Origin of the sequence: Bacteroides sp. NSJ-48 (assembly GCF_014287405.1) — a bacterium.
GTDB classification, from domain to species: Bacteria; Bacteroidota; Bacteroidia; order Bacteroidales; family Bacteroidaceae; genus Bacteroides; species Bacteroides stercoris.
In genome coordinates this window covers 89,761-103,946 of the sequence record NZ_JACOOD010000014.1, presented here as the reverse complement: position 1 = coordinate 103,946, position 14,186 = coordinate 89,761, and the positions used below count along the sequence as shown (strand labels likewise).

Sequence of the window (14,186 nt, the reverse complement as noted above, 5' to 3'; positions counted from 1 at the left end):
CCGTTCTTCGTGTAGGTGGAGAGAGCCGCCCCGAAACTGTAACCGCCATTGTTGCCACTTAAACGCATACCGTCCACAAGGTTAGCTCTCAATTCGATGCCCTGCATCTTCGGCAGGCACCGCTGGGCGTGCGCCTGCCCCGTGAAGAGGGCAAGCGACGCGATGATGATTGCGATGTGCTTTCTCATGGTCAGCGCACTTGAAGTTCGTTGATGGTACCCGCACGTACCAAGTCCTCGTTCTCAATCACGAAGGACTGATGACGGCCTCCGTTCTTCTCGTTCAGCTCCACCACGAGGCACTTGCCGTCGGGGATGGTGAACTTCGCCATCGTGAATACCGTGCGCTCGCTCTTTCTGCCCGGCACACAGGTGGCATAGTTCTGCGCACGGAGCGGCAGGATGATCTGCTCCTGCACGGCGGTACGCTTCGCCACCTTCTTGTCCACGATTTTCCACGTGATATAGTCCACATCGAAAGGCACGTTGCTTTGGTTCCTGATTTCCGTGTGGAAATAGAGAAGCCCGTTGTGCGTGTAGATGCCTTTCAGAAGGTACTGGATGCCGAAACGCTTGCAGCCGATGTGTTTCACCTCACGCTTGTTCTGCTTGTAAATGGACTTCATGATAAGGCGCACCAGCATGGGACTTTCGCTACCCAGCTCTTTCAGATAGATTTCCTGCGCGTTGTTCGGACGGTTCACCGCCTCGCCGTCATGGATGAAGTCGCACATCTCCACGTTGAGCAGCAGCGGTTCGGCGGCGTACTTCACGTTGAAGGTGTAGAAACTCCCGTCCTCCGTTATCACGGACATATTGGTCTCGTTCGGGAAGTTCCTCACGGTAGCTTTCACGCGGATGACGTTCTCCGCCCCGTCCGCCTTGCCCGCAATCAGGTCGGGCGAGCCCAAATCCACATAGCGCACTTCCGAGGGGAAAATGACGTGGACGGTCTTGTCGTAGGTCACTTCCAAGCCATGCGGAGGAACCATGCGGTCAAAGGTCAGCTTCTTGGTCAGCCCGTGATACAGGTCGCCGTCCGCCTCCTTCTGCGGATAGACCTCCTTTGTCAAGGTCGGTTGTCCGTCCGTCTGTTGTTCACTTCCGTTGTTTTCTCCAACGGTCACATTCTCCTGCGCGTTGGCAGTCGCGATGCCCATAGCGAGGGCAAGCATCATGATTGTTTTTCTCATTACTTTGGATTTTAGTGGTAAATAAAAATTGGATGTTGTTACTTTTTCTGTTTTCAGTTCCTGTCTTGGTAGAGCATGACCCTGTATCCGGCTTTCAGATGTACTTTCATGGTACGCATCTTTTTGGCGATGTACTGGCTTGTTCCCTGTATCAGCCCCTTGCCCAAGTCGGAGGCGAGCTGCGCCCCTGCGTTGGTGGAGATATTGATGCTGCTGCCGAGCGAGCCGCCCATGTTGGCGGCAACCTCCCTGACTGCGTTCATCTCCATCGAGTTCGGGATGAAGATGCCCGGCTGTCCGTCCGTGTCATAGACCGCCAACTCCACCGGGATTATCGTCCCGTCATATTCCAGCGAGGTGATTTCGATGCCAAGCCGTTCGCCCTGAATCTTGGCAGCACCTACCAGCACAGCATTTCGGGGAATGATTCTGTCCGCCACTGCCATAGGCTCCAGCAGACGCAACTTGACCGCCTGCCCGTCCGTCACGCTCTGCGCCCCATAGACGCACGCCGATATGGTGTTCCTGTCCGATACGGTCGTGACGCCCACCGCCGTGTTGAAACTGCGGTTGCGCTCCTGCGAAAAGGAGGCGACAAACTCGGCATTGCTCATCGGCTGTCCGAGCGAGGACACCACCTGATGCGCCACCTGCCTGACAGGGGTCGCCCTATTCTTTCCGGCTTTCCGCATGGGAGACGGCTCTGCCGCCTGCATGGTTTCCGGCTTGCCGTTGTTCTGACCGCCCATGTACTTTGCCGCCAACTCGTAGGATTTTTCCATGAGTGCCACTTGGTCATCCATAGAAGATGCCTTGCCCTTCTCGCTTTCAAGTTCCGATTCCAGCGATGCGATACGCTCCAGCAGTTCGTCCATCTCCGCATTGTCGTTCTTCGGCTGTTCGTAGAAATTGCCGAGCGTGGCGTTGAGGTCACGGTAGGCGGCTGCGGAGGATTGGATAGTCTTCGGTGCGGACTTCTCCGGTTCTTCCTTTCCGCCGGGATTGGCAAGGTCGAAGTCCCTGCCGCCGTCCGTTTCCGCCACCTCGCGGTCGAACAGGTCGCCCAACTGCTGCATGGCGCGGCTGCGGTTCTCCTGCCGTTCCTCCATGGCACCCTGTTCGTAGGCTTTCGCCTTGTCGCCGATGATGAGCCGGTTCTCCTTGTCCGCATCGGGCATCTCAGTGTTGTAGCCGTTCACACCCGGCTGCTGCCCTTTGTCGGAGGAGGGCGCGAATATCCACCACATCGCCCCGATGAACGCCAGCACCATGGCGGGCAGCACTATCATCTTCTGCCGTTTCAGCCGTTGGGCTTCGGTCAGCGGCTTGCGTTCATTCTTCGGCTTACCGCTGTCGGGCGCAGCCGTACTTTCCGGCTTGTCCCCTGTATTGTTCTCAATCTTCGTCTGTTCCATACGTACTATTATAATTAGGTGTAAAATGGTTGTTCTTATCCGGCTTTACGGACAGTCCCACCTGTCCGGCATGTTCTGTCACCATACGGCTGCCGTCATTCCTGCCAATGTCATAGAGGGCTTTGCCGAAGGTGTAGAGGGCAAGCGTGGCGAAGGCGGCGAGCATTGCCAGCACGATGCGTTTATGTGCCTTTGGCGGTAAGCTGTCCAAGTAGCCTTTGAGCCTTGCCGCCAGCATTTTCTTCTTGTCGTGGAGTTTCCAATAGGCACTCCACAGCGATTTCCTGATTTTCTTCATGTCCTGTCAGCGTTTGATGGTTTGTAAATCCTTGTTCTCGATGATGGTGAACCCCTCGATGGTAAATCCGTTGGGATTGTCGTCCGAACGGGACGAGTTGAGCAGGTGGCAGGTGGTCACGAGGCTGCGCTCGGTGACGTTGCTCTGCCGGATGATCTTCTGCGTGGCGTAGGTCACGGCACGGTAGGGATAGCCGTTGAAGTCGCACACCACGCTGTCCACCTTCAGCACCTGGTTGATGTTCCCGGCGATGATGCGGTTGTAGTACCCCTTCTCGGCGAAGTCCGAGTAGTAGTTATACACGCTCTTGTCTGCCAGCAGCAGCGCACGCTTCACGTTGTGTTCAATCGCGCTCTTTTCGGGCGAGAGCGTGAAGAACAGCTCGTGGAAGCGGCGCACATGCTCCCTCGCTTCCGCCGGACGGTTCTGCGACAGGTCCTGCGAGAGTGCCAGCATCAGCGACTTGCCGTTGTCCAATACATAAATCTTCTCCCTCTGTTTCTCCGCGAAGCGGTAGGAACTCCACACGCTCCATACCGTGACCACGGCGCACAGCGAGAGGAAGACGATACCGAACAGGCGTATCTGCCTGAACGATGACTCGATGTTTTTAAGTGACTTGAATTCCATTTTATTCTGTTCGGTTTATTGTTATTCGTTATTATTCCTGTTGTGTCCGGAGTGGTTCCCGCTTGTCGGCGACAAGAGGCGGTCGAGTCGGCGACAAGGGATACACGCCCCGTCATGTTCATTTCAGCAGCTTGCCGATGCGTCCCACGGCATTGCCTGCGGCTGCACCCGCCACGCTGCCCGCGAACCCTCCGGCACGTCCGGCAGTCTGGTTCACGTTGCGCCCGTAGCTGCCCATGCCTCCGGCTTGGATAATCCAGCCCGCCACCGTCGGAATGGTGAAATAGCCGATGATGCCTATTATCATGAACACGATATACACCCCGTCGCTCGAATCCAGCGAGAAGTTCGGGTCAGCCTGCATACGCTCGATGTCGCTTTGCAGCATCAGCACCTGTATCTTGGCGAGTATGGTGCTGAACATGTCCGACACGGGCAGCCACAGATAGACCTGTATGTAGCGGCATATCCACTGCGTGAGCGTGCTTTGGAAGCCGTCCCACACCGATATGGCGAAGGCTATCGGGCCGAGTATCGCCAGCACCACGAGGAAGAACGTGCGGATGGTGTCTATCACGAGGGCGGCGGCCTGGAACATCAGTTCCAGTATCTCGCGGAAGAAGTCGCGGATGTTCTTCTTCATGCTGTACATCCCGCGTTCGATATACATCCCCGCCATCGTCACCATGTCGGAAGGTGACCAACCCAATTCCTCCAACTGTTTGTCAAACTCCTCGTTGGACACCAAGTAGGCGGTTTCGGGGTTGCGCATCATCGCCTCATGCTCCAGTTTGTCCTTCTGCTCCCGGTATTGGTTCATGTCCAGCGTTTCCGCCTCCAGCATCTTCGCCGTGCCCTGCACGATGGGCGAGAGGACGCTGTTTATCGTGCCCAGCACCACGGTGGGGAAGAACATGATGCACAAGCCTATCGCGAAAGGACGCAGCATGGGGAACACGTCTATCGGCTCGGCTCTCGCTAATGACTGCCATACCCGGTAGGCGACATAGAACAACGCGCCCAGCCCGGCGATGCCTTTCGCCACGCCCGCCATGTCCTCGCACAGCGGCATCATCTGCTCATAGAGCGAGCGCAGAATCTGGTGAAGGTTGTCGAACTCCATAGGCTACCAGTATCTTTCGTTCATACTGCCGTACAGCCCCATGATGCGGTCGAGGTCGTTTTTCTTCTTCGCACGCAGGTAGCTCACGCTGATGTTCTTGTTGGTGTAGTATCCCACGAGGTTGCGGTAACGCTTCATCTTGGAGTAACACCGCTCCACCACGTCCATGCGCTCCTTGTCCGTCATGGAGAGCGTGGTGATGTTCACCACGTTCTTCAGCTCCGTCAGCACGTCGTTGGATTCCTCTAACAGCTTCGTGTAGCCGAAGGCGATGGCTCCGAGTTCCTCCACCGTGAAGTTGTCGTCGCGCATCATCCGTTGGAAACTGGTCACGTAGATGTCCGTGATGTCGCCCACCATCAGTATGGTCTGCTGCACCTTGCGTGCGTCCTTGACGAGGTTGTTCACCGATTTCAGCGCGTCGTAATACTTCTTGCCCTGCTCGTAAATCTTTACGGTCTCCTGAAAGTTCTTCACCATGTTCGTGGCGGTGGTCGAGGTATGCACCACGTTCTTGGAGGTGTTCACGATGCTCTGCGCGATGTTGGACGGGTCTATCACCGCCCACTGTGCGCTTGCCCTGCCCGCGAGGAGCAGGCACAGGCAGATGGTAAGAGTTATTCTTGTTCTCATGTTTCTTTGGATTTAGCGGTTGATTATTTCTTATCGTACTCTTTGAAGATGTCGTTCAATTCCGAAAACGAAGCCCCGTCCATATCTTTGGAAAATGACAATCCGGAATGTTCCATATCGTCCTCCGCTTTCTTTGCGGAACGTATATAGTCCCCGCCCGGCGAGAAGGTAAGGATGTCCGTTGCCTCGTTGTAGGACACATCTATGCGGAAGCCGGTATTCATGAACAGGTTGCCGTTCTCCTCCTGCAAGAGGTAGGTCTCCGGTTTCAGTTTGCGGCGCAGTCCGCTCCGCTTGAACACCGTCACCTTGTAGGCTTCGCCCTCCTTGTAGATAAGCACGTCGGGCTTGCCCTCCACGCTTTCCCAGTTCCCGCACAGTTGGTCGCGGCAGTTGTCCGCTGTCTCACAGGATTGCAGCGCCATGACCGCCAACCCGATTAAACACTTGCTGACTTGCAGCATTTTCATTCTTGATACACTCATACGCATTTTTCTTTTTTAGTTCGTTGATAAATCTGTTTTACTGGTTATTGATTGCTTATTGCTTGTTTCTCCGCCTTTCGGCAAGTTGCCGGATGGCGGCTTCGATGTCGCCGCCCAGCTGTTCCGCCAGACGGTACACCTCCACCTTCTCCGTTTCCTCAGTCGTATAGGCGAGGTATTCTTCCGTGCTCACCTCTGTGGCATAGACCGCCGACTGCGTGCCGCCAAGTCCGACCCACACTTCTTTATAGAGCCTTGAAGGGTTGTTCGCCATGTTGATGGAGAGTATCTGCGACTTCTCCTTCTCCGTCAGCCCCAACAAGGATTGTATGGTATCAAACTTGTTCATATATTTCCTTTGGTCGAGAAGTATCTTGCAGTCCGAGTTGTTGATGATGCTCTCCTTGACAATTGGTGAGCTGATGATGTCGTCCACCTCCTGCGTCACCACGATTGCCTCCCCGAAATACTTGCGCACCGTCTTGTAGAGGTACTGGATGTAGGTCGCCATGTTCGCCGATGCCAGCGCCTTCCACGCCTCCTCGCATATCAGCTGTTTGCGCACGCCCTTCAACCGGCGCATCTTGTTGATGAAGGCTTCCATGATGATGATGGTCACCACGGGGAACAGCTCCTTGTTGTCGCGGATGCTGTCAATCTCGAAAACGATGAACCGCTTGGAAAGCAGGTCAATGTTCTCCGTGGAGTTGAGCAGGAAGTCGTAACGCCCGCCCCGGTAATATTGCCGCATGGTGGTGAGCATGTTGTCGATGTTGAAGTCGGACTTCTCCACCTTGATGTCACGCTCCGCCAGTTCCCTGCGGTAATCGTCGCGCATGTACTCGTAGAAGGTGTTGAACGAGGGGACGATGGTGCGGTCTGCCTTGATGCGCCCGATATAGGCACTCACGGCACTGCCCAGTTCCCCGCTCTCCGTTTTCGTCACCTTGTCGTCCTCCGACTTCCATAGCGTCAGCAGCAGCGTCTTGATGCTGTCCTTCTTCTCCACGTCGAACACGTAATCGTCGGTGTAGAACGGGTTGAAACTGATGGGTTTTTCCTCCGTGTATGTGAAATACACTCCATCGGCCCCATTCGTCTTACGCCGTATCATTTCACACAGCCCTTGGTAGGAATTTCCGGTGTCCACCAGCACCACGTGCGCACCCTGCTCGTAATATTGGCGCACGAGATGGTTCATGAAGAAGGACTTGCCGCTGCCCGAAGGACCCAGCACAAATTTGTTACGGTTGGTCGTGATGCCCCGTTTCATCGGCAGGTCGCTGATGTCGAGGTGCAGCGGTTTCCCCGTGAGCCTGTCCACCATCTTGATGCCGAAAGGCGAGAGCGAACTGCGGTAGTTGGTTTCCTCCGTGAAGAGGCACACCGCCTGTTCGATGAAGGTGTGGAAACTCTCCTCCGCAGGGAAGTCCGCCGCGTTGCCGGGCATGGCTGCCCAGTAGAGCGTCGGGCAGTCGGTGGTATTATGGCGGGGTACGCACCCCATGCTTGCAAGCTGGCTTCCTACATCGTTCCTGATATGCTTCAGTTCCTCCGCATCGTCGCTCCACGCCATGACGTTGAAGTGCGCCCGTACAGAGGTCAGACCGTAGGAATGGGCTTCGTTCAGGTACTGGTCTATCCACTCGCGGTTGATGCTGTTGCTCCTCGAATAGCGGGAGAGCGACTGCATATTGCGGGCGGACTTCTCGAATTTCTGCAGGTTCTCCTCGCTGTTGTCGATAATCACATACTGGTTGTAGATGTGGTTGCAGGATAGCAGCAGCCCCACGGGGGAAGCGAAGGAGAGGCGGCAGTCCGAGCGGTCGGTGGACAGCCGCTCGTAACGGGTGTCTGTCGCCACCGCGCCGGGCAGGTCTTCCGCGTCGGAAAGGGTGTGCAGGCACAGGCGGTTGTCGCCGATGCGCATTTCCCTTGCCGAAAGCTCGATGTCCTGCAACGTGGCGTTATCTTCGGGCAGTAGCGAGAAGTACCGCTCCAGCAGTCCGGCTTTGCCGTCCGTCCCCACAATCTCATCGGTGGAGAGGCGGCGCAGCCTGACAAAACCGCTGTCGTTCATGATGCGCCCGAACTGCTCCGTTGCCTCCAGAAACTTCGCGGCGGTTTCCCCGTCCAGTTCCTTCGGGATGATATGCCCCCGGCACAGCGTGCTGAAGTTGCTCTGCATCCGGTTACGTTCTTTTGTCGTCTTGGTCAGGTAGAGGTAGCACGTGTGCTTCAGGTACGGACGCTCGTTGAAGTGACGCTCGAAGCTCCGCGAGAGGAAGCTCATCCCGTCCTTATCCAGTTCCGGCTTATACCGTTCCTTGATGAACCAGTCCTGCTTGTGGACGACGGAGAAGTCCGGCAGCACCTTGACAGCCTTGCACCAGCAGCCGTGTATCGCCTCGTACTCCGCACCCGTCACGGTGTAAAGCTCCGGCAGTTCCACCTCGAAAGCTACCGTGATGTCGGCATCCTTGGAGATGATGCAGCCGTGTTCCACCGCCAGCAGCGGGAACTTGTTTTCCAGTGTCGTCATTTTCGATGTATTTCTCATTTTGTTTCTTCCTTTCGTTTCCGTATGAATAATCGGGTGATCCGCCGCCGGTTGATAAGGTATCGGGGATGGCTCCGTGCAGCTCCCAGCTTCATCAGCCCGTGTTCGCCGTACCGGGCGTTCAGCGCGAAGGTCTGCCATACGAGGACGGAGGACGATACCGCACCGAAGCCGATACATATCCACTGGCCGATGCCGACCATGTAGAGGATGACGAACAGGACGAAGAGAGCGAGCAGACCTCCGCAGAAGATGAAGAGGTACTGGGCTTTCAGTCCCTTGAACTCGACCGGACGGCCGATACCCTTGTTTATCGGGTATTCAGCCATACATTATCATATTAAAGGAAGAACGAGCGCAGGATGGTGGCGGCTACAATCAGGAAGATGCAGGCTCCGAACCATGAGGCGGCAGTCTTGCTCGTGTCGGGGTCTCCCGAAGAGAATTTCCCGTACACTTTCACGCCTCCGATAAGCCCGACTACCGCGCCGATGGCGTAAATGAGCTTAGTGCCCGGATCAAAATAGCTGGTGACCATAGAGGTGGCTTCCGTGATGCCTGCCAGACCGTTGCCCTGTGCGAAAACGGAGACGGTGGCGGCGATGGCAAGTGTCGCTGAAAGGATTGATTTCTTGCTTGTCAAAGCGTTCTTGATGTTCTTGTTCATAAAATGTTCTTGTTTTGTGCCGTCGAAAGAGTGGATGGTCCTTTGTCGGGCGGTTGATACTTGATTACTTTTCTTTGGTTCAGTGGTATGCCCGTTTGTTTCCACGGACTTGGGCTGTCCGTTGCGAACCGGATGCGCCTTGCGCTTCCTCGCCGCATGGGTGTCGTTTTACGTTTTCATTTCCATTTCTTTTTTTAGTTGTCGTTACACATAGTTGCGGATGTCGAACTCCTCGATGTTGTCAGGCACGACGAACTCCTTTTTAGGCTTCTTCAGCCGGATTTCGATAAGCCCCTTGATACGGACAGCTATCTCCGAGGAGCCTTCCATCATTTTGTCGTACAGCTCCGTGCCTTCCATGTCGGCGAAGACCTTTGCCGCCTTTTCACGCTCTGTACGGGTCGCCTCCGGGTTCTTGGCTGTCCTTACCGCATCGTCAATCTCGTCAAAACTGCTTCCCGATGCCCGAGGTGCGTCCGAAGCGTCGTCCTCCGGCTCGTCTTCCCCGTATTCCATCTCCTCCGGTGTCATGCTCGTGAAGGTTTCTTCGAGCTTGTCCTCCGGGACTTGTGTGGAATGGGTGGCGGCTTTCCTGTTTCCGTCGTCAAAAGTAGCCTCTTCCTCCGACAGCTCAATGCCTTTTTCCGAAATGGCAGCTTCCTGCACCGGTATGGCAGCGTTTGTCCGGGTTGATGCCATTTTGAAACGGCTCTTGCCCATGATGTCATTGTCACTCGCAGGAAGTTTGGTATGTGCCGTTTGCCGCCCTTTTTCCGTTTCTTCCAACGACCTCCATACTTTCACAATGCCCTTGAAGAAACGGGCAATCTTTGTGTCCATAATGCGGTCATAGAGTAGCAGGAACAGGAACCAGAGGTTGCAGCCGACCGATACGGCCAGCAGAATCATCGTCATGCTCATAGTTCTACTTTGGGGACTGCGTTCAACATACGGTTCAGCTCGTCACGGTGGGTACGGAGGTATTCCCTTACCACGTTCTCGGTGAAATCGGCAATCGTGACTTCTCCATTACCAAGCAGGCGGACAATCATGGCTATCTTGTCATGAATATCCTTGCTGATGTACACCTGTTTCCCGTCCCTTGCCTTGAAGCCTGATTTTTTCAGGAAGGCGCGACAATCATTCTTTTTTCTTTTCATGTTTCTTTTTGATGGTTAAAATACCGGATTGTAATTCTTTGCGTAATGGCTTTTTATCGCCTCCTCGCATTGTTTGAAATGGTGCGCAAGCACATGGTCGATGTAGGCGGACAGAGACAGCCTGTCATGCCCGATCACGCGGGTGATGCGCATGATGCGTTCGTGGAACTCCGGGCGCACATACGCCATCTTCCCCTCACGCGCCTTTACTTCGGGTTCTCGGATGAACAGCCGTTCATACTCTTTCTCGCTGCATTTGCCATGGATTGAAATGGACGATGTAATCTCCACACTCGTCTGCACTTGGGCAAACATACCGTTACCGCCTTGTTGCGGCAATCTTCTCTTAGGGTTCTTTTCCTTTATCATATTCAAATCAAATCTTCACGTTGTTTTTTGTATAATTCGTTTATTCTCTCTTTGTGCTGCTCCAGATGCCGGCGCAACACGGTATCCACATAGCCGCCTACCGAGATGTCCCCTCCGGCGATATCGTTCACTATCTTGAGGATTTTACCGTGAACATCGCGGCTGATATAGACACACTGGCGGGTCTTTATCTCGTTGCGGCGCAGGAACAGCTCATTATAGTCCTCTTCCGGCCTTTTCCGGCGGATGCCGTCCCTCTGCGCTTTCTCCCGGGTCACGGGTGGCGCGGGTGGCGGCTCCGGTACGGCGGTGCTTTCTCCGGCCGGTGCTACGGGAACTTCCTGCGTGGGGCGCGATGTCCCGTCAAGGGTGCGCCGCCCGATGGAGGCAAGCAACAGCTCCTCGTCGATGCCTTCCGTGTTCACTTTCCTGCTGCCCATGCTCACTGCGGTCTGATGATGTCACTTATCTCCTCGGAAAACTCACGGATGCCGCTCCCCTTCAACAGGGAGGTGTCCATTGGGAAGATGGTCGAGCGGAACACGCTCTTGCGCTCTTCCGACAAGTCGCGGCGGAACTTCTTGCTGTCGGGCAGGCGGGTGGAAAGCACCGGGAAGCCCATTTCGGCAATCACCTCCTCGTAGATGCCGTACAGGTCGTTCCGCTCCCTGCCGTCCACCATCGTCCAGAACAGGTACAGTCCTTTTGTCTTCGCCTGTCCGGTCGTCATCAGCCTGTCGCGGAACATCGTGACGAATTTCAGGGTGCTCTCCACGACAAAACGGTCAGCGCTAAGGGGTGTGAAGATATAGTCCATCTGCGAGAGCGTCTTTATCACGCCGTTGCTCCGGAGTGTCCCCGGCATGTCGAAGAACACCACATCGGGTTTCACATCCTCGGCGGCAACCATTCTTTCAGCGTCGTCGAGGGCGTTCACCGCATCGCTTTTGATGATGGTGTAGGCGTTCTTCCTGATTTTGCGGAAATGGTCGCACGCGAGAGCCTTGAAATAGGTGCTGCTGTCGATGAGTCCCGTTTCATGCTCACGCAGGCCGTGGATGCTGTGCTGCGGGTCGTCGCAGTCCACGACGGCGACATTGTAGCCTTTCACGTTGTGGAGGTAGCTGGCGGCAAGTGCCGTGACGGTGGATTTGCCGATGCCTCCTTTTTGTGTTGCGAATGCAACGAAGATTTCCTTGTTCATGGTTCCATTTGTTTTAATTGTTGATGATTGAATTTTCTGTTTCCTTGCGGATTTGGCTGTCGCGCCATCCGCTTCCGTGATTACACGCGCCGGCGGGTCGTCACGTATCCGGTTCTGTGGTGAAACGTTGCACCGGACAAACGGTGAATGACGGCATTGCGTCATGAAGTCATTGAATCCATACTTCACCAAATCGTCGGACAACCGAATTGCCGATTGTTTGGAAATCCGTTTCGGCAAATGCTTGACGAAGCGGTTTTGCGGGTATTTTAATGTTCCGTTTCTCATATCTTCAAATCGTTCGTTTCTTGAATCACGCTGCAAATAAACAATGATATTTTTGAATCTGCATCACTTCTCCGGCAAGTGGCAGCATGTTGCGCCGGTTGGCACTATCTGGCACACTTACACCTCTGTCATACATGGCTTTATCGCCCTAACTTTGCACCCGAACGGCAGGGTACGCCGCAGGTGGCGCAGCCCGGAGTTTGAAAGGCATTCCCCCAATCCGTCCGAAGGCGGATTTTTATGTTCGCCTGAACATAGCAAGGTATGTTTTCAGCCGCTCAAAACATTTTGAGCAGCCATGAAAACGCCTTGCCCCCGGGGGGCGGGCTTCCCCTCCGAAGTCGGGAAGCCTTTCAAACCTGCGGTGGCTGTGCCCCTAAGCGGCGGCTTATGCCGTCAAACCGCTAAATCCAAATTATATGAGTGAGAAAAGAAAGAACAAGACCGGGAGAAATCCCAAACTCGATCCGGCGGTGCATCGCTACACCATCCGTTTCAATGAAGAGGAACACAACCGTTTCCTCGCCATGTTCGAGAAGTCGGGCGTTTACGCCAAGTCGGTTTTCATCAAGGCGCACTTCTTCGGGCAGCCGTTCAAGGTGCTGAAAGTGGACAAGACGTTGGTGGATTACTACACCAAACTGTCCGATTTTCATGCGCAGTTCCGCGCGATAGGCACGAACTACAACCAAGTCGTGAAGGAGTTGCGCTGCCATTTCTCCGAGAAAAAGGCGATGGCGTTGCTCTACAAACTGGAGCAACAGACCGTGGAACTCGTGAAATTGAGCCGTGAGATTGTGGAACTTTCAAGGGAACTGAAAGAGCAGCGAGAGCAGAGCCAAACTGGTTTGGACTCTGCCGAGTCGCGTTTGAAGAAGAGTGAAACTCAAATGGAGGCGAAATGGTCGCAAAAATCAGTGTAGGGAACTCGTTGTACGGCGCACTCGCCTACAACGGGGAGAAGATTAACGAAGCGAAAGGCAGGCTGCTTACCACCAACCGCATCTTCAATGACGGCACGGGGACGGTGGACATCAACAAGGCGATGGAGGGCTTTCTCACCTTCCTGCCGCCGCAGATGAAAGTGGAAAAGCCGGTGGTGCATATCTCGCTGAATCCGCATCCCGAGGATGTGCTGACCGACACGGAATTGCAGGACATCGCCCGCGAGTATCTGGAAAAGATGGGGTTCGGCAACCAGCCTTACCTTGTTTTCAAGCACGAGGACATCGACCGCCACCACCTGCATATCGTGACGGTCAGGGTGGACGGGAACGGCAGGAGTATAGACATGCGCAATAACTTCTACCGGAGCAAGCAGATAACCCGCGAGCTGGAACGGAAGTACGGGCTTCACGATGCGGAGCGGAGGAAACCACGTCTTGACACGCCGCTGCACAAGGTGGACGCTTCGGCTGGCGATGTGAAGAGGCAGGTGGGGAACACGGTCAAGGCTCTCAACAAGCAGTACCGTTTCCAGACGATGGGCGAATACCGCGCCCTTCTTTCCTTGTATAATGTGACGGTGGAGGAAGTGCGGGGCAATGTGCGCGGGCGTGAGTATTATGGATTGGTGTACTCCGCTACGGACGATGCCGGCAATAAGGTAGGCAACCCGTTCAAATCCTCACTTTTCGGAAAGGCTGTCGGCTATGAAGCCGTAGAAAGGAAGTTTGTTCGCTCCAAGCAAGAGGTCAAGGATAAAAAGCTCGCCGACATGACGAAGCGCACCGTCCTTTCCGTACTTGCCGCAACGTATGACAAGGAAAAGTTCATCGCCATGCTCAAAGCCAAGGGCATCGACACCATATTGCGTTACACGGAGGAAGGGCGCATCTATGGGGCCACGTTCATCGACCACCGCACGGGATGCGTGTTGAACGGCTCTCGCATGGGCAAGGAACTTTCGGCCAATGCCTTGCAGGAACATTTCACGCTGCCTTACGCCGGACAGCCGCCGATTCCACTGTCCATTCCGCTGGAAACCGGGGAGGAACAGCACGGGCAGACCGCTCCGGATTATGAGAACACGGTTGGCGGTGTCGGCTTGCTTTCACCCGAGGGTCCGGCTGTGGATGCCGAGGAGGAAGCCTTTATCCGGGCGATGCAGCGCAAGAGAAAAAAGAAGAGACGCAAGGGCTTGGGAATGTAAACAAAGTATC

Annotated in this window: 18 protein-coding genes and 1 pseudogene; 3 read left to right on the top strand and 16 right to left on the bottom strand. The window is 55.0% G+C overall.

The window, feature by feature from the left end:
- From H8S52_RS08905 to H8S52_RS08830, 16 genes and pseudogenes are all read right to left on the bottom strand, one after another.
- On the bottom strand, nt 1-188 hold a 188-nt coding region (locus H8S52_RS08905; RefSeq protein WP_186909657.1), incomplete at its 3' end, for a conjugal transfer protein TraO.
- A gap of 2 nt (nt 189-190) precedes the next feature.
- Entirely contained in the window at nt 191-1,192 is a 1,002-nt protein-coding gene (traN, locus tag H8S52_RS08900) for a conjugative transposon protein TraN (RefSeq protein WP_186909656.1), read from the bottom strand.
- A 53-nt stretch (nt 1,193-1,245) separates the two neighbouring features.
- On the bottom strand, nt 1,246-2,607 hold the full coding sequence (gene traM / locus H8S52_RS08895) for a conjugative transposon protein TraM (protein WP_186909655.1): 1,362 nt from the start codon (nt 2,605-2,607) through the stop codon (nt 1,246-1,248).
- The gene (locus tag H8S52_RS08890) at nt 2,588-2,905 is read right to left on the bottom strand and encodes a TraL conjugative transposon family protein (RefSeq protein ID WP_186909654.1); all 318 of its coding nucleotides are present in this window, start codon (nt 2,903-2,905) and stop codon (nt 2,588-2,590) included. The genes traM and H8S52_RS08890 overlap by 20 nt, the downstream gene beginning before the upstream one ends.
- A 6-nt stretch (nt 2,906-2,911) precedes the next feature.
- The gene (traK, locus tag H8S52_RS08885) at nt 2,912-3,535 is read right to left on the bottom strand and encodes a conjugative transposon protein TraK (protein ID WP_186909653.1); all 624 of its coding nucleotides are present in this window, start codon (nt 3,533-3,535) and stop codon (nt 2,912-2,914) included.
- A gap of 118 nt (nt 3,536-3,653) precedes the next feature.
- Nucleotides 3,654-4,658: a conjugative transposon protein TraJ gene (traJ, locus tag H8S52_RS08880; RefSeq protein WP_186909652.1), complete on the bottom strand. Its 1,005-nt coding sequence runs from the start codon at nt 4,656-4,658 to the stop codon at nt 3,654-3,656.
- A gap of 3 nt (nt 4,659-4,661) precedes the next feature.
- Nucleotides 4,662-5,291, bottom strand: coding sequence for a DUF4141 domain-containing protein (locus H8S52_RS08875; protein WP_008655894.1), 630 nt, complete (start codon nt 5,289-5,291; stop codon nt 4,662-4,664).
- A 122-nt stretch (nt 5,292-5,413) separates the two neighbouring features.
- Nucleotides 5,414-5,776, bottom strand: a pseudogene (locus H8S52_RS08870) (DUF3876 domain-containing protein); the annotation flags it as partial.
- 55 nt (nt 5,777-5,831) lie between these two features.
- Nucleotides 5,832-8,336: a TraG family conjugative transposon ATPase gene (locus H8S52_RS08865; RefSeq protein WP_032941012.1), complete on the bottom strand. Its 2,505-nt coding sequence runs from the start codon at nt 8,334-8,336 to the stop codon at nt 5,832-5,834.
- Nucleotides 8,333-8,665, bottom strand: coding sequence for a DUF4133 domain-containing protein (locus tag H8S52_RS08860; protein WP_075559428.1), 333 nt, complete (start codon nt 8,663-8,665; stop codon nt 8,333-8,335). The genes H8S52_RS08865 and H8S52_RS08860 overlap by 4 nt, the downstream gene beginning before the upstream one ends.
- Nucleotides 8,666-8,676: 11 nt before the next feature.
- Nucleotides 8,677-9,003 (bottom strand): DUF4134 domain-containing protein, encoded by a 327-nt coding sequence (locus tag H8S52_RS08855; RefSeq protein ID WP_008655888.1) that lies wholly within the window; start codon nt 9,001-9,003, stop codon nt 8,677-8,679.
- 204 nt (nt 9,004-9,207) lie between these two features.
- Nucleotides 9,208-9,924: a hypothetical protein gene (locus H8S52_RS08850; RefSeq protein WP_008655886.1), complete on the bottom strand. Its 717-nt coding sequence runs from the start codon at nt 9,922-9,924 to the stop codon at nt 9,208-9,210.
- Nucleotides 9,921-10,163 (bottom strand): DUF3408 domain-containing protein, encoded by a 243-nt coding sequence (locus H8S52_RS08845; RefSeq protein ID WP_008655884.1) that lies wholly within the window; start codon nt 10,161-10,163, stop codon nt 9,921-9,923. Before H8S52_RS08845 ends, H8S52_RS08850 begins: the two co-directional genes overlap by 4 nt.
- Nucleotides 10,164-10,178: 15 nt before the next feature.
- Nucleotides 10,179-10,532 carry a DUF3408 domain-containing protein gene (locus H8S52_RS08840; protein WP_008655882.1) on the bottom strand — a complete coding sequence of 118 codons (354 nt, stop codon included), beginning with the start codon at nt 10,530-10,532 and terminating at the stop codon, nt 10,179-10,181.
- Between the two features lie 2 nt (nt 10,533-10,534).
- Entirely contained in the window at nt 10,535-10,972 is a 438-nt protein-coding gene (locus H8S52_RS08835; RefSeq protein WP_008655879.1) for a DUF3408 domain-containing protein, read from the bottom strand.
- A 2-nt stretch (nt 10,973-10,974) separates the two neighbouring features.
- Entirely contained in the window at nt 10,975-12,024 is a 1,050-nt protein-coding gene (locus tag H8S52_RS08830; RefSeq protein ID WP_008655872.1) for a ParA family protein, read from the bottom strand.
- Between the two features lie 43 nt (nt 12,025-12,067).
- Here H8S52_RS08830 and H8S52_RS08825 point away from each other — a divergent pair, with 43 nt between their 5' ends.
- The 3 genes from H8S52_RS08825 to mobB all read left to right on the top strand — a co-directional run bounded on the left by H8S52_RS08825 (nt 12,068) and on the right by mobB (nt 14,176).
- Complete coding sequence (locus tag H8S52_RS08825) at nt 12,068-12,316, top strand: hypothetical protein (RefSeq protein WP_186909651.1); 249 nt, start codon at nt 12,068-12,070, stop codon at nt 12,314-12,316.
- Nucleotides 12,317-12,443: 127 nt separating this feature from the next.
- The gene (gene mobA / locus H8S52_RS08820) at nt 12,444-12,947 is read left to right on the top strand and encodes a conjugal transfer protein MobA (RefSeq protein WP_106624778.1); all 504 of its coding nucleotides are present in this window, start codon (nt 12,444-12,446) and stop codon (nt 12,945-12,947) included.
- Entirely contained in the window at nt 12,926-14,176 is a 1,251-nt protein-coding gene (gene mobB / locus H8S52_RS08815) for a conjugal transfer protein MobB (RefSeq protein ID WP_106624779.1), read from the top strand. Before mobA ends, mobB begins: the two co-directional genes overlap by 22 nt.
- The last annotated feature ends 10 nt before the right edge of the window (nt 14,177-14,186 follow it).